Annotated in this window: 24 protein-coding genes; 18 read left to right on the forward strand and 6 right to left on the reverse strand. The window is 73.7% G+C overall.

Annotated features, from left to right (window positions below):
• The first annotated feature begins 595 nt into the window (after nt 1–595).
• From ACFVUY_RS03255 to ACFVUY_RS03270, 4 genes are all read left to right on the forward strand, one after another.
• On the forward strand, nt 596–1399 hold the full coding sequence (locus tag ACFVUY_RS03255; protein ID WP_380542246.1) for a sugar phosphate isomerase/epimerase family protein: 804 nt from the start codon (nt 596–598) through the stop codon (nt 1397–1399).
• A gap of 46 nt (nt 1400–1445) precedes the next feature.
• A complete protein-coding gene (locus ACFVUY_RS03260; protein WP_387726983.1) occupies nt 1446–2252 on the forward strand; it encodes a class I SAM-dependent methyltransferase in 807 nt (268 codons plus the stop codon).
• Between the two features lie 140 nt (nt 2253–2392).
• Nucleotides 2393–4237, forward strand: a complete 1845-nt coding sequence (gene ilvD / locus ACFVUY_RS03265; protein WP_387726985.1) for a dihydroxy-acid dehydratase — start codon at nt 2393–2395, stop codon at nt 4235–4237.
• Nucleotides 4238–4392: 155 nt separating this feature from the next.
• Nucleotides 4393–4923 carry a hypothetical protein gene (locus tag ACFVUY_RS03270; protein ID WP_359902722.1) on the forward strand — a complete coding sequence of 177 codons (531 nt, stop codon included), beginning with the start codon at nt 4393–4395 and terminating at the stop codon, nt 4921–4923.
• Nucleotides 4924–4940: 17 nt separating this feature from the next.
• Here the strand turns inward: ACFVUY_RS03270 and ACFVUY_RS03275 are convergent, their stop codons facing one another.
• Complete coding sequence (locus ACFVUY_RS03275) at nt 4941–6236, reverse strand: hypothetical protein (protein ID WP_387726987.1); 1296 nt, start codon at nt 6234–6236, stop codon at nt 4941–4943.
• Between the two features lie 124 nt (nt 6237–6360).
• The gene (locus ACFVUY_RS03280; RefSeq protein ID WP_359902728.1) at nt 6361–6810 is read right to left on the reverse strand and encodes a hypothetical protein; all 450 of its coding nucleotides are present in this window, start codon (nt 6808–6810) and stop codon (nt 6361–6363) included.
• 168 nt (nt 6811–6978) lie between these two features.
• Here ACFVUY_RS03280 and proC point away from each other — a divergent pair, with 168 nt between their 5' ends.
• Both proC and ACFVUY_RS03290 read left to right on the forward strand, forming a co-directional pair.
• Nucleotides 6979–7806, forward strand: coding sequence for a pyrroline-5-carboxylate reductase (gene proC / locus ACFVUY_RS03285; RefSeq protein ID WP_387686051.1), 828 nt, complete (start codon nt 6979–6981; stop codon nt 7804–7806).
• Nucleotides 7807–7921: 115 nt separating this feature from the next.
• Nucleotides 7922–9148 (forward strand): MFS transporter, encoded by a 1227-nt coding sequence (locus tag ACFVUY_RS03290; protein WP_387726989.1) that lies wholly within the window; start codon nt 7922–7924, stop codon nt 9146–9148.
• Nucleotides 9149–9176: 28 nt separating this feature from the next.
• Here the strand turns inward: ACFVUY_RS03290 and ACFVUY_RS03295 are convergent, their stop codons facing one another.
• On the reverse strand, nt 9177–9698 hold the full coding sequence (locus ACFVUY_RS03295) for a hypothetical protein (RefSeq protein WP_359902736.1): 522 nt from the start codon (nt 9696–9698) through the stop codon (nt 9177–9179).
• A gap of 178 nt (nt 9699–9876) precedes the next feature.
• On the opposite strand from ACFVUY_RS03295, the gene ACFVUY_RS03300 reads away from it, so the two are divergent.
• The 5 genes from ACFVUY_RS03300 to ACFVUY_RS03320 all read left to right on the forward strand — a co-directional run bounded on the left by ACFVUY_RS03300 (nt 9877) and on the right by ACFVUY_RS03320 (nt 14071).
• Nucleotides 9877–11073, forward strand: a complete 1197-nt coding sequence (locus ACFVUY_RS03300) for an acetoin utilization protein AcuC (protein WP_387726991.1) — start codon at nt 9877–9879, stop codon at nt 11071–11073.
• Between the two features lie 214 nt (nt 11074–11287).
• The gene (locus ACFVUY_RS03305; protein WP_045699258.1) at nt 11288–11497 is read left to right on the forward strand and encodes a helix-turn-helix domain-containing protein; all 210 of its coding nucleotides are present in this window, start codon (nt 11288–11290) and stop codon (nt 11495–11497) included.
• Nucleotides 11498–11687: 190 nt separating this feature from the next.
• Nucleotides 11688–11786: a 30S ribosomal protein bS22 gene (locus ACFVUY_RS03310; RefSeq protein WP_003948845.1), complete on the forward strand. Its 99-nt coding sequence runs from the start codon at nt 11688–11690 to the stop codon at nt 11784–11786.
• 148 nt (nt 11787–11934) lie between these two features.
• Nucleotides 11935–13056, forward strand: a complete 1122-nt coding sequence (locus tag ACFVUY_RS03315; protein WP_387726993.1) for an NAD-dependent epimerase/dehydratase family protein — start codon at nt 11935–11937, stop codon at nt 13054–13056.
• A 7-nt stretch (nt 13057–13063) separates the two neighbouring features.
• Nucleotides 13064–14071, forward strand: a complete 1008-nt coding sequence (locus ACFVUY_RS03320; protein ID WP_387686058.1) for a lysophospholipid acyltransferase family protein — start codon at nt 13064–13066, stop codon at nt 14069–14071.
• A gap of 160 nt (nt 14072–14231) precedes the next feature.
• Here the strand turns inward: ACFVUY_RS03320 and ACFVUY_RS03325 are convergent, their stop codons facing one another.
• From ACFVUY_RS03325 to ACFVUY_RS03335, 3 genes are all read right to left on the reverse strand, one after another.
• Entirely contained in the window at nt 14232–15521 is a 1290-nt protein-coding gene (locus ACFVUY_RS03325) for a DUF5667 domain-containing protein (RefSeq protein WP_387726995.1), read from the reverse strand.
• Between the two features lie 265 nt (nt 15522–15786).
• Nucleotides 15787–16596, reverse strand: a complete 810-nt coding sequence (locus ACFVUY_RS03330; protein WP_387686365.1) for an ECF subfamily RNA polymerase sigma factor, BldN family — start codon at nt 16594–16596, stop codon at nt 15787–15789.
• Between the two features lie 675 nt (nt 16597–17271).
• The gene (locus ACFVUY_RS03335) at nt 17272–18336 is read right to left on the reverse strand and encodes an HAD family hydrolase (RefSeq protein WP_387726997.1); all 1065 of its coding nucleotides are present in this window, start codon (nt 18334–18336) and stop codon (nt 17272–17274) included.
• A 104-nt stretch (nt 18337–18440) separates the two neighbouring features.
• On the opposite strand from ACFVUY_RS03335, the gene ACFVUY_RS03340 reads away from it, so the two are divergent.
• From ACFVUY_RS03340 to hemB, 7 genes are all read left to right on the forward strand, one after another.
• Nucleotides 18441–18734: a glutaredoxin family protein gene (locus tag ACFVUY_RS03340; RefSeq protein ID WP_387686064.1), complete on the forward strand. Its 294-nt coding sequence runs from the start codon at nt 18441–18443 to the stop codon at nt 18732–18734.
• A 173-nt stretch (nt 18735–18907) separates the two neighbouring features.
• Entirely contained in the window at nt 18908–19663 is a 756-nt protein-coding gene (locus ACFVUY_RS03345; RefSeq protein ID WP_387726999.1) for an exonuclease domain-containing protein, read from the forward strand.
• 101 nt (nt 19664–19764) lie between these two features.
• Complete coding sequence (locus ACFVUY_RS03350) at nt 19765–20667, forward strand: redox-sensing transcriptional repressor Rex (protein ID WP_359902755.1); 903 nt, start codon at nt 19765–19767, stop codon at nt 20665–20667.
• Between the two features lie 25 nt (nt 20668–20692).
• On the forward strand, nt 20693–22057 hold the full coding sequence (locus tag ACFVUY_RS03355) for a glutamyl-tRNA reductase (protein WP_387686067.1): 1365 nt from the start codon (nt 20693–20695) through the stop codon (nt 22055–22057).
• Between the two features lie 41 nt (nt 22058–22098).
• Nucleotides 22099–23106: a hydroxymethylbilane synthase gene (gene hemC / locus ACFVUY_RS03360; protein ID WP_387686069.1), complete on the forward strand. Its 1008-nt coding sequence runs from the start codon at nt 22099–22101 to the stop codon at nt 23104–23106.
• The gene (locus tag ACFVUY_RS03365) at nt 23103–24752 is read left to right on the forward strand and encodes a uroporphyrinogen-III synthase (protein ID WP_387686070.1); all 1650 of its coding nucleotides are present in this window, start codon (nt 23103–23105) and stop codon (nt 24750–24752) included. The genes hemC and ACFVUY_RS03365 overlap by 4 nt, the downstream gene beginning before the upstream one ends.
• 68 nt (nt 24753–24820) lie before the next feature.
• The gene (hemB, locus tag ACFVUY_RS03370) at nt 24821–25801 is read left to right on the forward strand and encodes a porphobilinogen synthase (RefSeq protein ID WP_387727001.1); all 981 of its coding nucleotides are present in this window, start codon (nt 24821–24823) and stop codon (nt 25799–25801) included.
• Nucleotides 25802–25840 lie beyond the last annotated feature (39 nt).

Below are 25840 nucleotides of genomic sequence, written 5' to 3' on the forward strand. Positions count from 1 at the left end.
ACGTGCCGGGTCAACGTGCCGGGTCAACGTGCCGATGGTCACTGCGCCGGTCATCCCGCCCCGTTCGCGGCGTGATCCGCTTACGCTGTCTCCCGTGGTGCAACCAGCGGGCGAGGACGGAACGCAGGAGGGCCGCACTCCCGGGAGCGGGCAGTCGCGGCCGGACGGTCCGCGCCGCCGGCTCGGCAAGGCGGTCACGGGCGCCACCGCCGCCCATGCCGCCAAGCAGGCCGCGAAGGCCGTCAAGGCCGCCCAGCGCACCGCGAAGACGGCAGCGGCGAAGACCGCGAAGCCGACCGCGGCAGGTCCGGCGAAGACGGCGAACACAGCGGACACGGCGGACACGGCGAAGACAGCCACCGAACGGAAGCGCACCGCACAGCAGCACACCGCGCAGCAGTCCGCCACCGGGAGGACCACCCCGAACAGAGCCGCCGCGAAGCCCGTCCCGAAGGAGACCCGCACCGCCCGGGCCGCCGGCGCCGCCAAGGCCGCCGTCCAGTCCGTCCGCTCGGTCAAGGCCGCCAAACGCGACGCCGCCCGCCCGCCGCTGCTGCGCACCACCGACCGGCTGGTGCTGCCGCGGCACCCGGCCCTGCACATCCCCGACACCAAGGTGGTGCTGTCCACCGCCTCGGTGTATCCGGCGAGCACCGCCGTGGCCTTCGAGCTGGCCGCCAAGCTCGGCTACGACGGGGTCGAGGTGATGGTCTGGAACGACCCGGTCAGCCAGGACATCGACGCCCTGCGCCGGCTCTCCGACGCCCACCGGCTGCCCATCCTGGCCGTGCACGCGCCGTGCCTGTTGATCACCCAGCGGGTGTGGACCACCGACCCGTGGACCAAGCTGGTCCGGGCCCGGGCGGCGGCCGAGAAGCTGGGCGCGAGCGCGGTGGTCGTCCACCCGCCGTTCCGCTGGCAGCGCCAGTACGCCAAGGAGTTCGTCGAGGGCATCAACCGGATGGCGGGCGAGACGGACGTCCGCTTCGCCGTCGAGAACATGTACCCGTGGCGCTACCGCGACCGCGAGATGCTCGCGTACGCGCCGGGCTGGGACGTCACCGACGAGGACTACCGGCACTTCACGATCGACCTCTCGCACGCCGCCACCTCCCGGATCGACACCTTCGCGATGGTCGAGCGGATGGGCGACCGGCTCGCCCACGTCCACCTGGCCGACGGCAGCGGTTCCGGCAAGGACGAGCACCTGATCCCCGGCCGCGGCAAGCAGCCCTGCGCCGAGCTGCTGGAGCACCTCGCCCGCACCGGTTTCGACGGCCACGTGGTGCTGGAGGTCAACACCCGGCGCTCGGCCTCCCCCGCCGAACGCGAGGCCGATCTGGCCGAGGCCCTCGCTTTTACCCGCTTGCACCTGGCCACCCCCTCGCGCGTACGCTGAGCCGTCCGGCCGGATCGGGCGCGAACCGCCCTGTCGAGGGGGAGAAGTGACGAACGATCAGAACGCCGGCGAGGCCGGCGGCTTCAGTGAGGTCCGCAACTTCCGCGAGCTGGCCGGGAGCTTCGGCGCAGTGGCCGCCGCGTACGACCGCGGCCGCCCTGGCTACCCGGAGGGGCTGTTCGACGAGCTGGAGCGGCTCTGGGGTCGCGGGCTCAAGGGCGCCCGGGTTCTGGACGTCGGCGCCGGCACCGGCATCGCCACCCGTCTGCTGGCCGCCCGCGGCGCGGACGTCGTCGCGGTCGAGCCCTCCGCCGGGATGGCCGCGCAGTTCCAGGCCGTGTCGCCGGACCTGCCGCTGGTCCGCGGCGTCGGCGACGACCTGCCGTTCCACGACGGTTCCGCCGACCTGGTCACCTACGCCCAGGCCTTCCACTGGACGCACCCCGAGAAGTCCGTCCCCGAGGTGCTGCGGGTGCTGCGGCCGGGCGGCGCCGTCGCGGCCTGGTGGAACGTCTTCGACGAGAGCGTCCCGTGGGTGCGCGCCCGGGACGAGCGGCTGTGGGCGGCGCTGTCGGGCCGGTACCACGGCTACCGCCGGATCGCCGAGCTGACGGCGCCCTTCGCCGCCGCCGGGCTGGAGGTCTCCCGTGCCGAGCTGCGCTGGCAGCGGCAGGTGCCGGTCGAGCAGGTGGTCGACAACCTCACCTCGCGCTCCTACTTCGCCTCGCTGGCCCCGGAGCGGCGCGAACCGCTGCTCGCCGCCGAGCGCGCGGCGCTGCTGGCCGAGTTCCCGGACGGGCAGGTGGTCGAGCCGTACGTCCTGGACCTCACCGTGGCCGTCAGGCGGGACTGACCGGGGAGGCCCGCCGCCTGCCCGCATCGCGGACGGAGCGTCCGCCGGCCGGACGGCGGGCGTAGGCTCGGTACCCACAGCGGCCCCCGGACCCTCCCAGCAGCGGGGTGCCCGCGAGAGCCCCGAAGGAGTGGAGCACAGTGCCCGAGCTGAGGTCCCGTACGGTCACCCACGGTCGCAACATGGCAGGCGCCCGGGCGCTTCTCCGGGCGGCCGGCGTAGCCCGCGAGGACTTCGGCAAGCCGATCATCGCGGTCGCCAACTCCTTCACCGAGTTCGTGCCCGGGCACACCCACCTCCAGCCGGTCGGCCGGATCGTCTCCGAGGCGATCAAGCAGGCGGGCGGCATCCCGCGCGAGTTCAACACGATCGCCGTGGACGACGGCATCGCGATGGGCCACGGCGGCATGCTCTACTCGCTGCCCTCGCGGGACCTGATCGCCGACTCGGTCGAGTACATGGTGAACGCGCACTGCGCCGACGCCCTGATCTGCATCTCGAACTGCGACAAGATCACCCCGGGCATGCTGATGGCCGCGCTGCGCCTGAACATCCCGACCGTGTTCGTCTCCGGCGGCCCGATGGAGGCCGGCAAGGCCACCCTGGTCGACGGCACCGTGCGCAAGCTCGACCTGGTCGACGCGATCTCCCAGGCGGTCAACGAGAACGTCTCCGACGAGGACATCGCGATCATCGAGGAGAACGCCTGTCCCACCTGCGGTTCGTGCTCCGGCATGTTCACCGCCAACTCGATGAACTGCCTGACCGAGGCGATCGGCCTCTCGCTGCCGGGCAACGGTTCGGTGCTCGCCACCCACACCGCCCGCCGCGCCCTCTACGAGAACGCCGGCCGGACCGTCGTCGAGATCACCAACCGCCACTACGGCCAGGACGACGCCTCGGTGCTGCCCCGGGCGATCGCCACCCGCGCCGCCTTCGAGAACGCCATGGCCCTGGACATCGCCATGGGCGGCTCGACCAACACCATCCTGCACCTGCTCGCCGCCGCCCAGGAGGCCGAGCTGGACTTCGACCAGCGGGCCATCGACGCGATCTCCCGCAAGGTGCCCTGCCTGTCCAAGGTCGCGCCGAACGGCTCGTACTACATGGAGGACGTGCACCGGGCCGGCGGCATCCCGGCCATCCTCGGCGAGCTGTACCGGGGCGGGCTGCTCAACGAGGACGTCCACACCGTGCACGCCGACTCGCTCGCCGAGTGGCTCAAGACCTGGGACGTGCGCGGCGGTTCGCCCTCCGCGGAGGCCGTCGAGCTGTGGCACGCCGCCCCCGGCTGCGTCCGCTCCGCCGAGGCCTTCTCGCAGTCCGAGCGCTGGGAGTCGCTGGACACCGACTCCGCCAAGGGCTGCATCCGCAGCGTCGAGCACGCCTACTCGGTCGAGGGCGGCCTGGCCGTGCTGTACGGCAACCTCGCCGAGGACGGCTGCATCGTGAAGACCGCCGGCGTGGACGAGTCGATCTGGACCTTCAGCGGCCCGGCCGTCGTGGTCGAGTCCCAGGAGGACGCGGTCGAGGCGATCCTCGCCAAGCGGGTCAAGGAGGGCGACGTCGTCGTCATCCGCTACGAGGGCCCCAAGGGCGGCCCGGGCATGCAGGAGATGCTCTACCCGACCTCCTTCCTCAAGGGCCGGGGTCTGGGCAAGGCCTGCGCGCTGGTCACCGACGGCCGCTTCTCCGGCGGCACCTCGGGCCTGTCCATCGGCCACGCCTCCCCGGAGGCGGCGTCCGGCGGCACCATCGCGCTGGTCGAGGACGGCGACACCATCGCCATCGACATCCCCGGCCGCCGGATCTCCCTGGAGGTCCCGGAGGAGGTCCTGGCGGAGCGCCGCCGGGCCCTGGAGGCCGCGGGCGGCTACCGGCCGAAGAACCGCGACCGGCAGGTCAGCCAGGCCCTGCGCGCCTACGCCGCGATGGCCACCTCCGCCGACAAGGGCGCCGTCCGCGACGTGTCCAAGCTCGGCTGACCCGGCCGGGCCCGCACGAAACGGCACCGGGCCCGTACAGAACGGCACAGGGCCCGCACGGAACGAGGCCGGGCCCGCACGGAACGAGGAGGAGCCGTCCCACCGGCCGGGACGGCTCCTCCGCCGTGTGCGGCGGTCGGGTGATAATCGACGGCGTGAGCGAGCAGCCCCCCACCCCCGCCCCCACTCCCGTCGGCGCCCCCGAGCCGGAGCCGATCCGCTGGTTCGGCACCAGCTGGCTGAACCGGGACAACGGCTACTGGCCGCGCCGGGTCGCCGTGTCGATCGGCGCCCTGGTCGCGGCCGCCGCCGTGGTGCTGCTGCTGCGCTTCGGAATCGAGGGCATCGCCCTCTCCGACAACGGCACGTTCCTCAACGGGCTGCTGACCGCCGCCATCGCGGTCTGCTCGATGATGGCCGTGCGGCGCACCTGGAAGGTGCTCACCGAGGGCAAGGACCAGCTGACCGGCTGGATGGCCGAGGAGAAGTCGCTCGGCGCGGTCTGGCTGATCGGCGGGGCCGGATCGCTGCTCGCCTACTTCGCCCGCAGCCTGGTCGAGGCCCCCGGCGAGGCGGTCCGGCGGGCCGCCTACGAGCGGGCCGTCGCCCAGTACGAGAAGCGCCAGGCGGGCCGCAGCCGCCGGCCCGACGCCAAGGCGCCGGGCCGGGCCAAGCGCAAGCGCTGACGCCTCCCGATGAGACCCTAGGTCCGGCTGACGCTGCCGCACTGGTCGGCCGGGGCGATGTCCTTGCTCCGGTCGTACGGGTCGGTGGTCGGGCCGGTCGGTGCCGGGTCGTGGCTGGTGAACTGCTGGAACTGCGGGTGCAGGAAGCCGTCGTAGACGTCGCAGGCGCTGTTGCCCGCGTCCCACTGGGTCTTGGCGAACACCAGCTTCTTCGCGTCGACCTTGTAGTGCTTCGGGTCGTAGAAGCGGACGTCGTCGACCTTGCGCACGATGGTGCGGGTCGTCCAGGTGTCGCCGTTGTCGGTGGCGGCGGTCCGGGTGACCAGGCCGACCGGCTTGGCGGTGCCGCCCGGCGCGGTGTCCGGGGTGCGGCGGCGGGACGAGGCCAGCTTCTCCGCGTCCGGGCCCGGCTGCAGCGGGTAGACGAAGGTGAAGTCGGTGTGCACCAGCACGCCGCCGTCACCGTCCTCCTCGAAGCTGATCCGGCCCTGGACCTTGACGGTGGTGCCCACCAGGGCGGCCTCGCGCGGGTCGAAACGGGTGAACCAGCTGGTCGGGTCGGTCTCCTTGGCGGGGTGGTCGAGGGCGGCGACGGCGTTGGCCCGTTCCTGGCGGTCGAGCATCGCCAGGGCGGCGTCCGGACGGGCCCCCGCGATCACCCGGGGGTCGAGGTTGGAGGCCGTCAGGTAGTCCTTGACCGACTGGAGCTGGGCGGCGACCTCGTCGGCCGAGAAGACGCCGACGGCCTTGGCCTCGGGCAGCACGAAGGCCTCCGGGCCGTTCGGCCAGCCCTCGGCGGGGGAGCCCTTCCAGGGGTGGTCCACGGTCGGCTGGTCGTCGGGGGTGGCCGGCGGTGCCGAGGTCGGCCTGGCGGTCTCCGGGGCGACGGTGGGCACCGGGCCGGCGGAGGAGCTCTTCCAGACGTGGTCCGAGAACCATGTGCGCAGCCCGTCGACGTTCAGGACGGAGAGCACCACCGCGATGGTCAGCACCACGAGCACCGGTGTGCGCCAGCCGCGCCGGCGCGGGCGGGGGCGGGGGTTGCCCCACGGGTCGAGCGCGGCGGGCTTCGGCTTGCGCCCGAACCGGCCCTTGGACGCGGACGGGCCGTCGTTGACCGAGCGGCGGCCGCCCGGGTCGACCGGCGGGGTGTGCTTCCACCGGGCGGACAGCATGCGGGTGCGCCCGCTCTGCTCCTTGACGGTGGCCCCGCGGACGAATTCCTCGTCCAGGACGAGGTCGGCGAACGGGTCCTTCCCGCCCGCCTCGCGGCCCGTCTCGGGGCGCGGTTGCGGATCTTCGGCTGTCGGCATCGCGCCAGTATGCCGACAGGGTGTGACGATCCGTTGATCGGGGGCACACTTCGTGGTGAACGCGTGTGCGTGATCCGTGGGAGCGGTGTCGTTTGTCCGGAAACGGGCAGGTCGCGGGTGGCCGTCAGCCCTTGCCGCGGGCCTGCTTGACCGACCCGACCACCCCGGCGATCGCCAGCAGGAGGCCGGCCGGCAGCAGCGAGAGGAAGAAGGCGCCGAACAGGCCCTCGTCGCCGAGGAACAGCTGGGCCAGCGTGTTCAGCGCCAGCAGGCCGCCGGCCGCCGGGAGCGCGGACTGCCACGGGTGCTCGTTCGCCCAGCGGCGCAGTCGCCGGTCGGTGGTGTCGCGCCGCAGTTGGCCGCCGACGGTGCCGACCAGGAAGAAGAAGAACAGGCCCCAGCCGGCCGGTGAGGCCAGCATGCTCAGCGACCAGTTCCCGGAGATCGCCTCGATCCCCAGGGCCGTCGCCCCCACCACCGCACCGACCCCCGCGGCGGTCCGCCACGGGCCCACGGTCGCCGAGGCGACGGCGAGTTGCCGGTTCTCACGTCGGGACATTTCGTCGTGTGCCATGACTCCACGGTGCGCTCCCCGGAGCCGGGAGGCCATAGGGGAAACCCCGGAGTTCTCTCCCTAGGGGCAAGGGTCGTTCGGGTCCGTGGCGACCACGGGTCGGACGGTCCCCGCGTGTGCCGGTGGGCGGTGCGAGGATGGCCGCAGTACCGAGGCAAGGAGCGGACGATGGGCAGCAGCGCAGCACGCGGACAGAAGATCGCCTTCCTGGGCACCGGCAAGATCGGGGAGGCCCTGCTCTCCGGTCTGCTGCGGGCGGGCAAGGATCCGGCCGATGTCCTGGTGACCGCCCGCCGCCCGGAGCGGGCGGCCGAACTCGCGGCCCGCTACGGCGTGGTGGCCGTCTCCAACGCCGAGGCCGCCAAGCTCGCCGACACCCTGATCCTGGCGGTCAAGCCGCAGGACATGGGCGCCCTGCTGGAGGAGCTGGCCCCGCACGTCGGCGCGGACCGGCTGGTGATCTCGGCCGCGGCCGGCGTCCCCACCGCCTGGTTCGAGGAGCGGCTGGCGGCCGGCACCCCGGTGGTCCGGGTGATGCCCAACACCCCGGTCCTGGTGGACGAGGGGATGAGCGTCATCTCGGCCGGTTCGCACGCGGGGGAGGAGCACCTGGTGCGCGCCGAGGAGATCTTCAGCTCGGTCGGCAAGGCGCTGCGGCTGCCCGAGTCCCAGCAGGACGCGGCCACCGCGCTCTCCGGCTCCGGTCCGGCCTACTTCTACTTCCTGGTCGAGGCGATGACCGACGCCGGCATCCTGCTCGGGCTGCCCCGGCAGGTGGCGCACGACCTGATCGTGCAGTCCGCGATCGGCGCCTCGGTGATGCTGCGCGACTCCGGCGAGCACCCGGTGAAGCTGCGCGAGGCGGTCACCTCCCCGGCCGGCACCACCATCGCGGCGATCCGCGAGCTGGAGAACCACGGGGTGCGGGCCGCGCTGCTCGGCGCCCTGGAGGCGGCGCGGGACCGTTCCCGGGAGTTGGCCTCCGGCGGGAAATGACCGCTGCGCGACCCCTCCCGTAATCGCGGCGCACCCCCTACGCTCTCGCCAACATCGTCCTACCGGCCGGTAGCGAGGTCTGCGAGGTCCGTGTGGAGTCCGCCTGGAGGTCCGCTTGAGTGCCGCACCGTCCGCAGGGCCCGTCCCGTCCGCCACGGCGCCCGGTCTGCGCGTCGGGCGGGCGGCGCTCGCCGTCAGCTTCCTGCTCCAGGGCGTCACCTTCGCCCTGCTGGTCACCTGCATCCCGGAGATCCAGCACCGGTACGGGCTGAGCGACGGGCTGCTGCCGGTCTTCCTGGCCGCGGTGCCGGTTCTGGCCGGGGTCGGTTCGATCGTCTCCGAGCAGCTGGTGAAGCGCACCGGCGCACGGACCGTGCTGCGGGTGGTCCAGCCCGCCGTCTGCCTCAGCCTGGCGGCCGCCGGACTGGGTGGCACGCTGTGGCAACTCGCCCTGGCCCTCGGCGCGTTCGGGCTGCTGGTGGGCGCGCTGGACGCCAGTATGAACATGCTCGGGGTGGGGCTCCAGCACCGCTACGGCCGCTCGATCATGATCGGCTTCCATGCGGCGTTCAGCCTCGGCGGCATCCTCGGCGCGGCTCTGGCGGGCCTCGGCTCGCACTACGACCTCGGGCTGCCGGTGCTGTTCGGCACGGCCGCCGCGGTGATCGCCCCGCTCGCCCTGCTGACCGGCGGCCTGCTCGCCGGCCCGGCCGAACTCGGCGACGCCGTCCGGGAGGCCGCGGAGGCCGCCGCCCGGTCCGTCCCCTGGCGTCCGCTGCTGCCGCTCTGCCTGGCGATGGCCTTCGCGTACATCGCGGACGCCTCGGTCTCCAACTACAGCGTCAAGTACCTCACCGACGGGCTGGGCAGCCGGGAGGACCTCGCCAAGCTCTCCTACCTGGGCTACATGGTCGCGATGCTGCTCGGCCGGGCACTGGGTGACCGCGCGGTGCAGCGCTTCGGCGCCGTCCCGGTGGTCCGTGCCGGTGCCGCGCTGGCCGCGCTCGGCTTCGGGCTGGCCGCGGTCGCGCCCGACGCCTGGGCGGGCATCGCCGCCTTCACCGTGCTGGGCTTCGGCATCTGCGCGATCATCCCGCAGGTGTTCGCGGCCGGCGGCCGGCTCTTCCCGGCCGACTCCGACGCCGCGGTGGCCCGGCTCAACCTCTTCAACTACGTGGGGTTCCTGCTGGGTTCGCCGCTGGTCGGGGCGATCGCGGACGCCGCCTCGTACCGCTGGGCGCTGCTCGCCCCGATGCTGCTGGTGCTCGCCGTCCTGCCGCTGGCCGACCGCTTCGCCCCGGAGCCCGCCCCGGAACCCGCCCGGGCCCCCGCCGTCGGGTGACGGCGGGGGCGGTCGACGGGACGTGGGGTCAGCTGATCACGGTCTGGAGCTCGGGCACTCCGTAGGTCCAGCCCTGGTCCTTGGCCGTGCCGTTGCCGACCTGGCCGAACTCGTAGTAGACGTACGGCGCCCAGTTCAGCGTGTACGGCGCGGTGCCCCACGCCGGGGTGTCGGTGATCTTGACGGTGAGCGTGACGCTCTTCGTCGCCCCAGGCGCGATCGGCGCGTTGAAGTGGAAGTTGGCGCTGTTCCCGTTGATCGCGCAGTCGGAGGTGTCACCGGTGCAGCTGAGCACGGTGAACGCTCCGGCCTGCGTGTTGGCCGGCCAGGTCGGCTGGACGGCCTCGTAGGCGAAGTAGATGGGACTGGTCTCACTGTTGGTGAGCGACAGCGTCAGGGTCAGCTGGTCTCCCGCCTTCGCCGTCGACTTGTCGACCGCGAACGTGGTGCCGCTGACCGCGGCGGAGGCCGGCTGGGCGGCGAAGAAGACGCCAAAACCCAGTATTGCAGCGAGAATTACCCCAAGGCGTTGCACGCTGAATGGCTTCATGGCGGAGAGGATATGGAGTCGCAAAGCGTTTGTCTGCACCGCCTCAACACCCGCCTCCACAGCTGCCCCACAACTTCCGTAGTTTCATTGCGCACCCCGGGCCCGGCAGCTCCCGCGAGTGCCGCCCCGGCGCGCCCTGACGGCGGTCCGGCCACCGCCACCCGCTACGGTGGAGGCCATGCCCGAAGCCGAGCGTGACACCCCCTGCGGCCTGCACCTCTTCTGGGACGAGGCTGTCACCGCCTACGACTTCGGCCCCGGCCACCCGATGGACCCGACCCGGCTGGCCCTCACCATGCGCCTGGTCGAGGCCCTCGGACTGAGCACCGGGCCCGGGGTGACCGTCCGCTCCGCGCCGCCCGCCGGCGAGTCCACCCTCCGGCTGGTGCACACCCGGGAGTACGTCGAGGCGGTCCGGAACGCCGCCGCCCATCCCGAGCGCTCCGACCCGCTGCACGGACTGGGCACCGACGACAACTGGTCCTTCCCGGCGATCCACTCGGCCTCGGCACTGATCGCCGGCCAGTCCGTGGCCGCCGCCGAGGCGGTCTGGCGCGGCGAGACCCCGCACGCCGTCAACTTCAGCGGCGGGCTGCACCACGCGATGCCCGGCAAGGCCTCCGGCTTCTGCGTCTACAACGACCCGGCGCTGGCCATCGCCCGGCTGCTCGAACTCGGCGCCGAGCGGGTCGCCTACGTCGACGTGGACGTCCACCACGGCGACGGCGTCCAGGCGGCCTTCTGGAACGACCCCCGGGTGCTCACCGTCTCGCTGCACGAGCACCCAGCCACGCTCTTCCCGCAGACCGGCTGGTCGATCGAGACCGGTGGCGTGGACGCCCCCGGCTCCGCCGCCAACCTGCCGCTGCCCGCGGGCACCGGCGACGCCGGCTGGCTGCGCGCCTTCCACGCCCTGGTGCCCGAACTGCTCGACGCGTTCCGGCCACAGGTCCTGGTCACCCAGCACGGCGCCGACACCCACCTGGAGGACCCGCTCGCCCACCTCGCCGTCACCGTGGACGCCCAGCGGCTGATCGCCGAGGCGCTGCACGACCTCGCCCACCAGTACGCCGGCGGTCGCTGGGTGGCCACCGGCGGGGGCGGCTACGCCGTGGTGGACGTCGTCCCGCGCACCTGGACCCACCTGGTCGCCACCGCCGCCGCCCGGCCCGTCGACCCGGCCACCGAGACCCCCGAGTCCTGGCGCGCCGAGGTCTACCGCCGCACCCGCCGCCCGGCCCCGCTGCGGATGACCGACGGCGCCCGCCCCGCCTGGCGCGACTTCGACTCGGGTTACGATCCGGCCGACCGGCTCGATCAGGCCATCCTCGCCACCCGGCGGGCGGTGTTCCCCCAGCACGGACTGCTGGCCTGAACCCGCCGCCCTGGTCAGGCCGTGCGTACGCCGGGCGGTGCCATCGGCCGATCGGCTACGTACTGCAACGGTCCTATCTCTCACCGTACGAGGACTGCACTTCCCCTCTTCCCACTGGTACCACCCATAACTACTCTGGGGATACACGTGTGCCGGTGGAGTCACCGGAGGGGAAGCCGGTGCCTTGCACACGGGTAAGGGTCGGGTGATGGTCATGAGTTCCGTCGAGCGCCCCCTTCAGGAAGTCGTCTTCCTGACCGTGGCGGAGGTCGCCGCGGTCATGCGGGTGTCCAAGATGACGGTGTACCGACTGGTGCACAGCGGAGAGCTGCCGGCCATCCGGGTCGGACGGTCCTTCCGGGTGCCCCAGCAGGCGGTGCACGAGTACCTCAAGGAGTCCTACGTGCGGCTCGAGAGCGCGTAGCGGCGGCGCGCGGGTGCGGGGTCCACACCGGTGGGCACCGCACCCGTTCGTCGGGGATTTCCCCCGAGTTTCCCGGTATCGGGGAGCACGATTACGGCCTTAGCACCATGGACGGTAGGCTAGGCCCTCACGTCAGTCGTATGGACTCCGTCTCTCACGGGCGAGAGTCTCAGTGAGCGAGGGTTGTTCCGTGGGCTCTGTCATCAAGAAGCGTCGCAAGCGTATGGCCAAGAAGAAGCACCGCAAGCTTCTGAAGAGGACCCGCGTTCAGCGTCGCAACAAGAAGTAAGCGCCCCCGGCCGCGCCTAGCGCGCCCAGCGCTTCCACCGCCCGCCCAGCCCCTCGTGGCCTGGGCGGGCGGTGTCATTTCACGGCCCGGCAGCGTGGCGCGGTACGGTGCACGCAGGCCGCTCGGGCCGGGGAACGGGGGCAGCACCGTGGGCGTGGTCGTACTCGTCACCGGCGTGGCGCGCCATCTCGGTGCCCGCTTCGTCGCCGAGGTCCGCCGCCGGCCGGGCGTGGACCTGGTGGTCGGCGTGGACGTGCAGCCGCCCCGACTGCCGCCCGAGGAGCCGGCCGGTCCGGCCGCCCCGTACCGCTTCCACCAGCTCGACCTGCGCCGCCCGGCGCTCTCCCGGGTGCTCGCCGAGCACCGGGTGGACACCGTGGTGCACCTCAGCGTCAGCGCCACCGGCCTGGGCTCCACCAACCGCTCCGCGGTGAAGGAGTCCAACGTGATCGGCACCATGCAGCTGCTCGGCGCCTGCCAGAAGGCCCCCGGGGTGCGCCGGCTGGTGGTGAAGTCCACCACCGGCGTCTACGGATCCGCGCCCCGCGACCCGGCGGTGTTCAGCGAGCGGATGCAGCCCAAGGACCCGCCCGGCGGCGGCTTCGCCAAGGACGCGGCGGAGGTCGAGGGCTATGTGCGCGGCTTCGCCCGGCGCCGCCCGGACGTCGCGGTGACGGTGCTGCGCTTCGCCAACATCGTCGGCCCGGACGCGGACACCCCGCTCAGCGAGTACTTCGCGCTGCCCGTGCTGCCGACCGTGCTCGGCTACGACCCGCGGCTGCAGTTCGTGCACGAGGACGACGCCGTCGCGGTGCTCTGCCGGGCCGCCGACGAGCCCGCGCCGGGCACCGTCAACACCGGGACCTTCAACGTGGCGGGGGAGGGCGTCCTGCTGCTCTCCCAGTGCGCCCGCCGGCTGGGCCGGCCCACCCTGCCGCTGCTGCTGCCCGCGGTCAGCTGGATGGCCGTGCTGGCCCGGCAGACCCGGCTGGTCGACGTCTCGCCCGAGCAACTGCGGCTGCTCACCCACGGCCGGGTGGTGGACACCGCGCGGCTGCGCGACACCTTCGGCTACCGCCCGGCGTTCGGCACCCCGGAGGCCTTCGCCGACTTCGCCGCCGCACAGGGGCCGGGGCTGCTGCCGCCCGAGCGGCTGGCCGCCGTCACCGACCGGCTGACGGCCCTGCTCGGCCCGGAAGGGGCCGCCCCCGCAGGGCCGGCCGCCGGACCGGACTCCGTACCGAACCGCCCCCGCCGACCGAGGAGCTGAACCCGCGATGAGTGCCGCAGCCGAGAACGCGTCGGGCGAGGCCAAGGTCATCCCGATCGAGTCCGCCCCCAGCTGGACCTCACCCGAGGGGCCGAAACTGGCCGACCGGCTCGCCGAGGCCGTCGGCGGCGTGCTGTCCGGGCCGCTCGGCCCGGCCGCCACCGGGCTGTTCGGCAAGGGCTGGGAGGGCCGTGCCGCCGAGCGGCTGGCCTTCCTGCGCCGCCGGGTGACCGGCGACTACGAGGTGGACGAGTTCGGCTTCGACCGGGAGCTCACCGAGGAGGTGCTGCTCTCGCTGCTGCGCCCGCTGGCCGAGAAGTACTTCCGGATCGACGTCCAGGGCGTGGAGCACATCCCGGCCGAGGGCGGCGCGCTGATCGTCGCCAACCACTCCGGCACGATCCCGCTGGACGCCCTGATGACCCAGGTGGTCATCCACGACCACCACCCCGCCCGGCGGCACCTGCGGATGCTCGCCGCCGACCTGGTCTTCGTACTGCCCGGCGTCAACGAGCTGGCCCGCAAGGCCGGCCACACGCTGGCCTGCAACGAGGACGCCCAGGCCCTGCTGGAGCGCGGCGAGGTCGTCGGGGTCTGGCCGGAGGGCTTCAAGGGGATCGGCAAGCCGTTCTCCGAGCGCTACAAGCTCCAGCGGTTCGGCCGCGGCGGCTTCGTCGCCTCGGCTCTGCGGGCGCGGGTGCCGATCGTGCCCTGCTCGATCGTCGGGGCCGAGGAGACCTACCCGATGATCGGCAACGTGAAGACCCTGGCCCGGTTGCTGGGCCTGCCGTACGTGCCGGTCACCCCGACCTTCCCGTGGCTGGGCCCGCTCGGGGTGCTGCCGCTGCCGACCAAGTGGACGATCCGCTTCGGCGAGCCGATCGCCACCGACAGCTACCCGGCGGAGGCGGCGGACGACCCGATGCTGGTCTTCGACCTCGCCGACGAGGTGCGCGAGACCATCCAGCACACCCTCTACCAGCTGCTGGTGCAGCGGCGTTCGGTGTTCTTCTGACGGTGCCTTTCCGACGGTGCTCCGCCGGCGGTGTCCTTCCGGCGGGTGCCCGGCCGAGGAGGCCCGGGTCCTTCCGCTGGGCCGGGGCTCCACGGAAGGACCCGGGTACGGCGGGGGCCCGGCGGATATCGCACTCCGCCGGGCCCCCACCGCCCTGCCGTCAGCCGCCCAGGATGCGCAGCCCGGGCAACAGGTCCGGGAGCAGCGGGGGCACCTCGACGCCCTGCGGCTGGGCCGCGTTCGGGGCGCCGGGGGTGGCCTGCTGCGGTGCCTGCTGCGGGGCCGCGTCGGCGCTCGGCGAGGGCTTGGTGCCGGTGAGGCCGCTGGTGAGGCCGCCGACCAGGCCGTTGACGGCGTCGGGGGCGCTGCTGGGCAGGGTGTCCGGCAGGACGCCGCCCTTGCCCCCGGTCCCGGAGGCGCCGGAGCCGGGGTTGGCCGGGGCGTGCTCGGGGGCGCCGGGGCGGTTGCCGGCGGAGCCCGGGGCCCGGTCGGCGCCGGCCGTGGTGCCGGATCCGGCCGCGGGGGAGCCGGCCGGGGAGCCGTCGGTGGAGTGGGAGGAGCCGTCGCCCGCTCCGGAGCCGGCCGCGCCACCGCTCTGAGCGGGGGGCAGGACCAGGCGCAGGGGCGCGACGTCCTCGCTTATGTCGTCGAAGAGGCGGTTCACCAGGTCGGCCTGCTGGGTGAGCTGGACGGGCAGCCGGCCCTGCAGCTCGCTCCAGCGGCCGTCCTCGTCGTGGGCGAAGCCGGCCAGCGCCCGCATCGGGTCGAGCGAGCCGTTGCTGCGGTAGACCGAGCGCAGCAGCTCGCGGCCCCTGAGGGCGTCGGCGTGCATGTCGTCCAGGGCGCGGCGGACCTGTTCGACGGTGGCCGGGCTGAGGCCGCCGGCCGGGCCGGTGCGGCCGACCAGGGTCTTGGCCTCGCCGAGTCGGGTGGCCGCGTTGTCGAGCAGCAGTTCGCCGCGCTCGGAGTCGGAACCGGCGAAGTCGAGCCGGAGTCCCTCCAACCCGCGCTTGAGGCCGTACAGCGTGTCCCCGGGGAGGGCGTGGGCGCTGGCCGCGGCGGCGCCGGTCAGGCTGCCGACGGCGAGCCCGGCGACCAGCCCGCCGATCGCGAACCGGCGGCTCCAGCGGCCGCGCGGCGCCGTCCGGATCGCCCGGTGGCGGCGCTGCCGGGGCACCGGGGTGCCCGTCCCGCCGGCGAAGGCCTGCTCGAACGCGGCCATCAGCTGGGCGCGTTGGACCGTGCGGACCTCCCGGTCCAGCACCGGCCCGGGCAGCGCCCCCAGCGCGTCGGTCAGACCGACCAGTTCGGCCATCGCGACCGGACCGGCGCCGGTGGCGGCGGCGTTGTCCCATTCGGCGTTGGCCGCAGCGCGTTGCTCTGCCTGGTGGGCCTCCAGCGCCTCGGCGAAGGCCTTCGCCCGCCGGTGCTCCAGCACGTTTGCCGTCACGGGCCACACCTCCCTTCGTCGTTGTCGACACCCTGGCCTGCCGGACGGTTGCCCTGGCTGGCCAAAGCCACTCCATCGGGTGATAGGCCGCAATTCGACTTGACCGTACGCCTGGTGGGGGCTTGCACGTTGGCCAACGAGTGGTGCGGGCGGTCGGTTACGCACGGCTGATCATCGGACCGACCGTTCACCCTGACGTGTCGGCCGGGCGCGAACGGTGACGGACGGCCGTGCCGTATGGCACCGGGGTCGTCCTCGGCACGGTTCATCGCGCGTCGGGCGGGAGCAGCCGGGCCAGGGTGCGGACGGCGCGGTACTGGAGGGTCTTGATGGCGCCCTCGTTCTTGCCCATGATCCGGGCCGTCTCGGCCACCGAGAGCCCCTGCAGGAAGCGCAGGGTGACGCACTCCTGCTGCTGAGGGTTGAGCCGGCGCACGGCGTCCAGCAGGGCGGCGTTGGAGAGCGACTCCAGCACCGACTCCTCCGGGCTGCGCTCGCACTCGTTGGAGTCCAGCATCTCGCCGGTGGTGACCTCCAGCCGGAAGCGGCTGGACTTGAAGTGGTCGGCGACCAGGTTGCGGGCGATGGTGACCAGCCAGGCGCCGAAGTCCCGGCCCTGCCAGGTGAAGGTGCCGATCCGGCGCAGGGCGCGCAGGAAGGTCTCGCTGGTGAGGTCCTCGGCCGTGGCCCGGCTGCCTACCCGGTAGTAGATGTAGCGGTAGACGGTGTCCGCGTAGTGGTCGTAGAGCCGGCCGAAGGCCTCGCTCTCGCCGGCCTGGGCCCGCTCGACCAGCTCCATGATCGGGTTGTGCTCGGTCTCGTAGCCGGGGTTGGGCGCCGTCCGGGCGCGGCCCCGGCCGGTGCCGGTGCTGCCGGTGCGGCCGCGCGAGCCGGTGCCGGCCGAGCCGGCGGCGGTGGTGCGCAGTGCCGGGCCGGGCGGCTGGGGCTGGGGCTGGACGAACGATCCTCCAGCCGGCGCGAGTTGGGGCAGGACGGCGAACTGGCTGCGGAGCAGGGTGCGCAACAGGGTCAGGCCGGTGGAGATCTGCCGCTCGGCGGTCGGCCGACCGCGCAGGCCGGTGCGGGGGCGCAGGGGCGCGGACGACGGGCGGGAGGGTGCAGGCGCGTCGTTCCGGACGGGTGGGTACACGGGACTCCCAGAGGCAGAACTGTGGACGGATCACCTCCGCCTGCGCGGAGAGCACTCCCCGAAGCGTCCGTTCGAGCGGGACGCGTGGTGACGTGCATCCAGGAGAGAATAACGCTTTGTGCAATGACAGCTACACCGTGTGGTCGAAGTGGTCGTTTGGGATCCATTTGTTGTGCATATTCGGCTGACACTGACCGGAGCTGTCATCGTTCATCCGGCTCAACGTGATCGAACAGGCGCTCAGGGTGACCAATTCGGCGGCCTGGGGGGCGGTTTCCCAGCCTTGGGGCTCGGCAACCCCTGACTTTCCCGGCCTGGCGAACGATCAGAACCGGTCACCGGGCGACAGGTTCGTGCAGGTGACTCGGACCACCCGGCGGTGCAGGGGAGTTCGCCCGTAAGAGGGGCCAGGTCAGAGGCCTTGTTGACGCCTGCTCACCCGCCGGGGCGAGCCCGTCCGGACGGCGTCCCGACGGCGTTCCGGCGGCTTCCCGACGACCCGCGGACGACCCGCCGGCGACCTCCCGACCGTCTTGGGGCGGACCTCGGGCGCGCCCCCGGCGACCTTCGGGAGCCCGCGCGGCCCCCGGCGCGGGAGGTTCAGGAGCGGCGCCTGCGCCGGTTCAGCGCCACCCCGGCCGCCGTCGCGCCGGCCAGCACCCCGAGCGCGGCCGCGGCCGGCAGCCCCACCCGGGCCGCCTTGCGCCCGGTCCGGAAGTCCCGCACCCGCCAGCCCTGGGTCCGGGCGTGGCGCCGCAGCGCGCCGTCCGGGTTCACCACGTACGGGTGGCCGACCAGCGAGAGCATCGGGATGTCGTTGGCCGAGTCGCTGTAGGCGGCGCAGCGGTCGAGGTCGAGGCGTTCGCGCCGGGCCAGCGCGCGGACGGCGGCGGCCTTGGCCGGGCCGTGCAGCAGGTCGCCGACCAGCCGGCCGGTGTACAGGCCGTCCCGGGCCTCGGCGACGGTGCCCAGCGCGCCGGTCATGCCGAGCCGCCGGGCGATGATCCTGGCCACCTCCAGCGGGGCGGCGGTGACCAGCCAGACCCGCTGGCCGGCGTCCAGGTGCATCTGGACCAGGGCGCGGGTGCCGGGCCAGATCTTGTCCGCCACGACCTCCTCGAAGATCTCCTCGCAGATCGCCTCCAGGTCGGCGGTGGGCTTGCCGGCCACGATGCCGAGGGCGGACTGCTTGGCGTCGGAGATGTGGTCCGGGTCCTCGGTGCCGTGCAGCCGGAACCAGGCCTGCTGCCAGGCGAAGCGGGCGATGTCGCGGCGGGTGAGGAAGCCGCGGCGGTAGAGGCCGACGCCGAGGTAGAAGATCGCGGCGCCGCGCAGGATGGTGTTGTCGCAGTCGAAGAAGGCGGCGGCGCGGGGGTCGTCCGGGTCCGGGGTGTGGTTCTCGGCCGAGGCCTTGGGGGCCTTGGGGGCCTTGCCGGGCTTCGCGGCGGCCGGCGCGTCCGGCCCGGTGCTGCCGTCGGTTCCGGTGGTGTCGTCCGTTCCGGTACTGCCGTCCGTTCCGGTGGTGCCGTCCGGCCCCGCGGTGCCGCCCGGCCCGGGCTCGGCCCGCAGCGCGGCCTCGGCCGCCTCGGCCGCGGCTTCGCCGGCCAGGGCGCTCCGCTCGCTGCTGGAACGCCTTGCCTGGGTGAGCCTTCTGAGCACGGCCATGTCACCGAGGATAGCCAGCCGGGCGCGCGGCGACCGTGACGGAGCCGTGCCCGCGAGGTGAACAGCTCCACCGGGTGCCGGGCGCCCCCGGGCGGGCGGGTGCCATGGCGGAGAATGGGGTGGTGAGCCCACTGCTGCGACGTAAGAACCCCGAGCCCGCGGACCGGACCGTGACCCTGGTCGGCAAGCCGGGCTGCCACCTGTGCGACGAGGCCCGCGAGGTGATCCTCCGGGTGACGGGCGAGCTGGGGGCGTCCTTCGAGGAGCGGGACATCACCCAGGACGAGGAGCTGTACCGCCGCTACTGGGAGCAGATTCCGGTCACCCTGATCGACGGTCGCCAGCACGACTTCTGGCGGGTCGACGAGCGCCGTCTGCGCACTGCCCTCGGCGGCTGAGCGGGGCCTGACCGGGCGTTCGTCCGTGTACCGACCCCCCCGCCGATCGGCGGGGGAGGTTCGCCGAATCGTTGCCAAAGACACGCCGTTCCGGCGTGGGGCGGGGCGGGTTGGTCGGCTTACGATCGAACGCGTTTGCGCCTGTGGGGGGCCGAGCACACGAGGAGTGCGCCATGCTTCCCGGTCCTGCCCTCGGGGTGTCCGGAGCTCCGGAGCCCCGGACGGTCCCCCGGGGCTTCGCCGTGGTGGACGTGGAGGCGACCGGCCGCAGCCCGTGGCGGCACCGGGTGGTCGAGGTGGCCGTGGTGCTGCTCGACGAGCGGCTGCGTCCCGAGGGCGAGTTCGCCACCCTGTTGGATCCGCTGGGCCCGGTCGGTCCGACCCATGTGCACCGGATACGCCAGTGCGACGTGGAGGGCGCCCCGCGCTTCCGGGAGATCGCCCCGCGGCTGCTGGAGCTGCTGGCCGGCCGGGTGCTGGTGGGTCACCACGTCAGCTGCGACCACGCCTTCCTGGATCGCGAGTTCGCCCGGATCGGGGTGCCGCTGCCGCCCGTGCCGCTGCTGTGCACGATGCTGCTGGCCCGCGCGCACCTGCCGCAGGCCCGCGGCCAGGGCCTGGCGGCCTGCGCGGAGGCGGCGGACCTCGGCTGGTATCCGGCGCACACCGCGCTGGGCGACGCCCGGGTGACCGCCGAGCTGCTGCGGCACTGCCTGGGTGCCCCGTCCTGCCCGCCGGGCGACTGGACCGGCCCGCTGCGCGAGGCCGCCGAGGTGCCCTGGCCCCGGCTGGGGTGGGCCCGTTCCCACTCGTCCGGCGCCGGCGTCCCGCTGCTGCGCAGGGAGGCCCCGTACGGCCCCTGGCTGCCCGGTTCGCGAGCCCCGGAGGTCGTGCTGACCCGGGCCGGTGCTATGCGGTCGATGGCGTGATGCGCATCACTGTGTAGGGACAAAACGGACACCATCTTTGTGCACACGTTCACAAACGCATAGCCTGGCTGCCAAAGCCCAGCTTCACCCACAGGAGCACCGTGGCAATCGGCCGATCACCACAGAGCAGTTCGCAGACGCCCGACCAGGGCGCCGCGCGCCGACCGTCGCGTGCCCGGGGCATCCCGGAGGCGACAGTCGCCCGCCTGCCCCTCTATCTGCGGGCCCTCACCGCGCTCTCCGAGCGCTCGGTGCCGACCGTCTCCTCCGAGGAGCTGGCCGCCGCGGCCGGCGTGAACTCGGCCAAGCTGCGCAAGGACTTCTCCTACCTCGGCTCCTACGGCACCCGCGGCGTCGGCTACGACGTCGAGTACCTCGTCTACCAGATCTCCCGCGAGCTCGGCCTGACCCAGGACTGGCCGGTCGTCATCGTCGGCATCGGGAACCTCGGCCACGCGCTCGCCAACTACGGCGGGTTCGCCTCCCGCGGCTTCCGGGTGGCCGCCCTGTTGGACGCCGACCCCAACGTGGTCGGTTCCACCGCGGCCGGACTGCCGGTGCGGCACATGGACGAGCTGGAGTCGATCGTCGAGAGCCAGCACGTCTCCATCGGCGTGATCACCACCCCGCCCGGCGCCGCCCAGCAGGTGTGCGACCGGCTGGTGGAGGCCGGCGTCACCAGCATCCTGAACTTCGCCCCGACCGTGCTGACCGTCCCGGACGGCGTGGACGTGCGCAAGGTGGACCTCTCCATCGAGCTCCAGATCCTCGCCTTCCACGAGCAGCGCAAGGCCGGCGAGGAGCCGGACGACCGTGCCGAGTCGGTGCTGGACCGCGCCCCCGGTCCGGTCCGGGCGGCCGCCGCCAAGCTGCGCCGCGCGGCCGGCGGCAGCGGCAAGCCCCGGGGCACCGTCGAGTCGGCGGCCAAGGACCAGGCCGAGCAGGCCAAGGGAAAGTCCGCCAAGGGCGGCGACGGGGATCTCTCCGCGGTGATGCCCGCATGAACACCGAGAGCTGTGGGGGGCGGGCATGAGCCTTCTCGTCGTAGGGCTGAGCCATCGCACCGCCCCGGTCGGGGTGCTGGAACGCGCCGCGCTGACGGGTGACGTACCGACCCGGCTGCTGCACGACGCGGCCGCCACCGCGACGGTCGGCGAGGCCGCGCTGCTGAACACCTGCAACCGGATCGAGCTGTACGCGGACGTGGACAAGTTCCACGCCGGCGTCGCCGAGCTGTCGCTGCTGCTGGCCCACCACAGCGGGGTGGACCTGGAGGAGCTGACCTCCCACCTGTACGTCCACTACGAGGACCGCGCCGTCCACCACCTCTTCTCGGTGGCCTGCGGCCTGGACTCGATGGTCGTCGGCGAGGGCCAGATCCTCGGCCAGCTGCGTGACGCGCTGGCCAAGGCCCAGGAGGAGCACACCGCCGGGCGCGGCCTGAACGAGCTGTTCCAGCAGGCCCTGCGGGTCGGCAAGCGCGCGCACAGCGAGACCGGCATCGACAAGGCCGGCCAGTCGCTGGTCACCTTCGGCCTGGAGCAGGTCGCGGCGGGCGCGGGCGAGATCGCCGGCAAGCGCGCGCTGGTGGTCGGCGCCGGCTCGATGAGCTCGCTGGCCGCCGCCACCCTGGTCCGCTCCGGCGTGACCGAGCTGCTGATCGCCAACCGGACCCCGGCCCGCGCCGAGCGGCTGGTCGAGATCCTCGGTCCGGACGTGGCCTCGGTCCTGGACCTGGCCAAGGTGCCGGAGGCGCTCGCCGAGGTGGACCTGGTGATCTCCTGCACCGGCGCGGCCGGTGTGGTGATCAAGGCCGAGGACGTGGCCGCCGCGGTCGCCTCCCGGCGGGACGCCCAGGGGCTCCGCCACGGGGCGTCCGAGCCGCTCGCCCTGCTCGACCTGGCCATGCCGCGCGACGTCGACCACACCGTGCACGAGCTGCCCGGCGCCCTGCTGGTCGACCTGGAGAGCCTCTCCCACGCGCACGCCGCCAGCCCCGGCGCCGGCGACGTCGACCAGGTCACCCGGATCGTCTCCGACGAGGTGACCGCCTTCGGCGCCGCCCAGCGGGCCGCCCGGATCGCGCCGACCGTGGTCGCGCTGCGCTCGATGGCCTCCGACGTGGTCGCCGCCGAGCTCGGCCGGCTGGACTCCCGGCTGCCCGACCTGGACGAGCGCTCGCGTGCCGAGATCACCCAGACCGTCCGCCGCGTCGTCGACAAGCTGCTGCACGCCCCGACCGTCCGGGTGAAGCAGCTGGCCGCCGAGCCGGGCGGCGCCTCCTACGCGGAGGCGCTGCGCGAACTGTTCGACCTCGACCCGGCGGCCGTGCACGCCGTGTCGGGCACGCCCGTCGGCGGGGCGCCCCAGCCCTCGGCCGGGGGCACCAGATGAACCGTCAGCCATCCCACGAGTACCACCGGGACGATCACCTCATGAATGGTCAACCGATCACGGAGCAGCCCTCGGCCACCGCGGCCCTGCGGCTCGGCACCCGGCGCAGCGCCCTCGCCATGGCGCAGTCGGGCATGGTGGCCCGCGAGGTGACCAGGGTCACCGGGCGCGCCGTCGAGCTGGTCGAGATCACCACCTACGGCGACACCTCCCGGGAGTCGCTGGCGCAGATCGGCGGCACCGGGGTGTTCGTCTCCGCGCTGCGCGACGCGCTGCTGGAGGGCCGGATCGACTTCGCCGTGCACTCGCTCAAGGACCTGCCCACCGCCGCCCCCCGGGGGCTGGCGCTGGCCGCCGTCCCCGAGCGCGAGGACGTCCGGGACGCCCTGGTCGCGACCGAGGGCCTGGCCCTGGAGGAGCTGGTGGAGAAGCTGGCCGGCGCCGGCCGCCCGGCCCGGATCGGCACCGGCTCGCCCCGCCGGATGGCGCAGCTGAACGCCTGGGCCAACGCCCGCGGCGCGCAGCTGGAGACCGTCGCGATCCGCGGCAACGTGGACACCCGGATCGGCTTCGTGACCAGCGGCGAGCTGGACGCGGTGGTGCTGGCGACGGCCGGCCTGAACCGGCTCGGCCGCAGCGCCGAGATATCCCAGCACCTCGACACCGAGGTGATGGTCCCCGCCCCCGGCCAGGGCGCGCTCGCGATCGAGTGCGCCACCGCCGACACCGGGCTGACCGCCGCGCTCGCGGCGCTGGACCACGCCCCCACCCGGGTCGCCGTGGCCGCCGAGCGCGCCCTGCTGGCCACCCTGGAGGCCGGCTGCTCGGCGCCGGTGGCCGCGCTGGCCACCTGGGGCCGGGAGAACGAACTGCGGCTGGACGGCGTGGTCGGCGACCCCGACGGAACCGCCCTGCTGAAGATGTCCGCCAACGGTCCGATCGTCCTCGACGAGACCGCCGAGCAGCAGGCGGTGGCCCTCGGCCGCGCGCTGGCTGACCGGCTGCTCGCCGCGGGCGCGGCCGCCCTGATGGGGGAGCGAGCCCGATGAGCCCCACCACCGCCACCGATGCCCTGTTCCCGGTGGGACAGCCCGCCACCGGACGGTGCACCTTCCTGGGCGCGGGCCCCGGGGACCCGGGCCTGCTGACCCTGCGCGCGGTCGAGGTGCTGTCCACCGCCGACGTGCTGGTCGCCGACCCGCTGACCGCCGCCGCCGTGCGCAGCCACTGTCCGGCCGGCGTGCAGGTGCACGCCCCCGCCGCCGAGGGCACCGACTTCGACCTGGCCAAGCTGGTCGCCGAGGCCGTCCGCTCCGGCAAGCACGTGGTCCGCACCGTCGACGGCGACCCCGGCCTGGACGGCTGCGCCGCCGAGGAGATGCTCAGCTGCGCGGGCGACGGGATCCCGTTCGAGGTGATCCCGGGCGTCGCCCAGTCGGTCGGCGTCCCGGCGTACGCGGGCGTCCCGCTGCGCGGCGGGTCCGGCACCGACGTGCGTTTCGTGGACGGCGCCGCGCTGCTGGCCGGCAGCCCGGTGGACCTGGGCGCGCCGGAGACCACCCTGGTGGTCCGCACCACCCTGGGCCAGCTGCCCGCCACCGCCACCGCGCTGGTCGCGTGCGGCCGCAAGCCGGAGTCGGCGCTGAGCGCCACGCTCTCCGGCACCACCACCCGCCAGCGGACCTTCACCTCCACCCTGTCCGGCATCGCGGCCGACCTGAAGGCCGCCCGGGTGCTGCCCTCGCCGGTCTCCGCCCCGGTCGACCCGGCCACCTCGGTGATAGCCGTGGTGGGCGAGCAGGTCGCCCACCGGGCCTCGCACTCGTGGTTCGAGACCAAGCCGCTGTTCGGCTGGAACGTCCTCGTGCCGCGCACCAAGGAGCAGGCCACCGGCCTGTCCGAGCAGCTGCGCTCGTACGGCGCGGTGCCGCAGGAGGTGCCGACCATCGCGGTCGAGCCGCCGCGCACCCCGCAGCAGATGGAGCGGGCCATCAAGGGCCTGGTCACCGGTCGCTACGAGTGGATCGCCTTCACCTCGGTGAACGCGGTGCGCGCCGTCCGGGAGAAGTTCGAGGAGTACGGCCTGGACGCCCGCGCGTTCGCCGGGATCAAGGTCGCGGCGGTCGGCGAGACCACCGCGCAGGCCCTGGTGGACTTCGGCGTGAAGCCGGACCTGGTGCCCTCCGGCGAGCAGTCCGCGGCCGGCCTGCTGGAGGACTGGCCGCCGTACGACCCGGTCTTCGACCCGATCGACCGGGTGCTGCTGCCGCGCGCCGACATCGCCACCGAGACCCTGGTGGCCGGCCTGGTCGAGCTCGGCTGGGAGGTCGACGACGTGACGGCGTACCGGACGGTGCGCGCCTCGCCGCCGCCGGCCGAGACCCGTGAGGCGATCAAGGGCGGCGGTTTCGACGCGGTGCTGTTCACCTCGTCCTCGACCGTCCGGAACCTGGTCGGCATCGCGGGCAAGCCGCACAACGTGACCGTCATCGCCTGCATCGGCCCGGCCACCGCCAAGACCGCCGAGGAGCACGGCCTGCGGGTCGACGTGATGGCCCCGGCGCCGTCGGCGGCCGCGCTGGCCCAGGCGCTGGCAGACTTCGGGGCCAAGCGCCGCGACACCGCGACGGCCGCCGGTGAGCCGGTCTACCGGCCCAGCGAGCGTCGTCCCGGCTCGCGCCGCAAGGCCCGCTGACACCCCTCATGGCCGGGGGCGGCCGACCGTCGCCCCCGGCACTGCACAACCGTTCGGAGAGAGAAGCCGTGTCCGCTGAATTCCCGTACGTACGCCCGCGCCGACTGCGCCGGAGCCCGGCGATGCGCCGCCTGGTGGCCGAGACCCGGCTGCACCCGGCGGAGCTGATCCTGCCGCTGTTCGTCCGTGAGGGCGTCAGCGAGCCCGTCCCGGTGAGTTCGATGCCGGGCGTGGTCCAGCACACCCGGGACACCCTGCGCAAGGCCGCGGTGGAGGCGGCCGAGGCGGGCCTGGGCGGCCTCATGCTGTTCGGCGTCCCGCAGGTGCAGGACGCGATCGGCAGCGAGGGCACCAACCCGGACGGCATCCTCCAGCAGGCGATCCGGGACGTGGTCTCCGAGGTCGGCGACTCCCTGGTGGTCATGTCGGACCTCTGCCTGGACGAGTACACGGACCACGGCCACTGCGGCGTGCTGGCCGCGGACGGCAGCGTCGACAACGACGCCACCCTGGAGCGCTACGCCGAGATGGCCCGGGTGCAGGCCGACGCCGGCGTCCACCTGGTCGGCCCGTCCGGCATGATGGACGGCCAGATCGCCGTGATCCGGCGGGCGCTGGACGAGGCCGGGCACCAGGACGTGGGCATCCTCGCCTACACCGCCAAGTACGCCTCGGCCTTCTACGGCCCGTTCCGCGAGGCCGTCGGCTCCTCGCTCAAGGGCGACCGCAAGACCTACCAGCAGGACCCGGCCAACGCCCGCGAGTCGCTGCGCGAGCTGGCGCAGGACCTCGCCGAGGGCGCGGACATGGTGATGGTCAAGCCGGCCATGGCCTACCTGGACATCCTGCGCCAGGTCGCCGACGCCTCCCCGGTGCCGGTCTCCGCGTACCAGGTGTCCGGCGAGTACGCGATGGTCGAGGCGGCCGCCGCGAACGGCTGGATCGACCGGGAGCGGATGATCATGGAGACGCTCACCTCGATCCGCCGCGCGGGCGCCGAGCAGATCCTCACCTACTGGGCCCTCGAAGCCGCCGCGATGCTCAAGTAGCGGACCCCGTACGGCGGAAGGCCGGGCCGCTCCCGTGGG

This window comes from Kitasatospora sp. NPDC058063 (assembly GCF_042885395.1).
Lineage (GTDB): Bacteria > Actinomycetota > Actinomycetes > Streptomycetales > Streptomycetaceae > Kitasatospora > Kitasatospora lactacystinica.

Bases quoted from the DNA above. Each gene is read 5' to 3' on its own strand.
- ACFVUY_RS03275 (WP_387726987.1), bottom strand. From the start codon at position 6,236: ATGCCGACAGCCGAAGATCCGCAACCGCGCCCCGAGACGGGCCGCGAG.
- ACFVUY_RS03280 (WP_359902728.1), bottom strand. From the start codon at position 6,810: ATGGCACACGACGAAATGTCCCGACGTGAGAACCGGCAACTCGCCGTC.
- proC (WP_387686051.1), top strand. From the start codon at position 6,979: ATGGGCAGCAGCGCAGCACGCGGACAGAAGATCGCCTTCCTGGGCACC.
- ACFVUY_RS03295 (WP_359902736.1), bottom strand. From the start codon at position 9,698: ATGAAGCCATTCAGCGTGCAACGCCTTGGGGTAATTCTCGCTGCAATA.
- ACFVUY_RS03300 (WP_387726991.1), top strand. From the start codon at position 9,877: ATGCCCGAAGCCGAGCGTGACACCCCCTGCGGCCTGCACCTCTTCTGG.
- ACFVUY_RS03305 (WP_045699258.1), top strand. From the start codon at position 11,288: ATGAGTTCCGTCGAGCGCCCCCTTCAGGAAGTCGTCTTCCTGACCGTG.
- ACFVUY_RS03320 (WP_387686058.1), top strand. From the start codon at position 13,064: ATGAGTGCCGCAGCCGAGAACGCGTCGGGCGAGGCCAAGGTCATCCCG.
- ACFVUY_RS03335 (WP_387726997.1), bottom strand. From the start codon at position 18,336: ATGGCCGTGCTCAGAAGGCTCACCCAGGCAAGGCGTTCCAGCAGCGAG.
- ACFVUY_RS03340 (WP_387686064.1), top strand. From the start codon at position 18,441: ATGGCGGAGAATGGGGTGGTGAGCCCACTGCTGCGACGTAAGAACCCC.
- ACFVUY_RS03345 (WP_387726999.1), top strand. From the start codon at position 18,908: ATGCTTCCCGGTCCTGCCCTCGGGGTGTCCGGAGCTCCGGAGCCCCGG.
- ACFVUY_RS03355 (WP_387686067.1), top strand. From the start codon at position 20,693: ATGAGCCTTCTCGTCGTAGGGCTGAGCCATCGCACCGCCCCGGTCGGG.
- hemC (WP_387686069.1), top strand. From the start codon at position 22,099: ATGAATGGTCAACCGATCACGGAGCAGCCCTCGGCCACCGCGGCCCTG.
- ACFVUY_RS03365 (WP_387686070.1), top strand. From the start codon at position 23,103: ATGAGCCCCACCACCGCCACCGATGCCCTGTTCCCGGTGGGACAGCCC.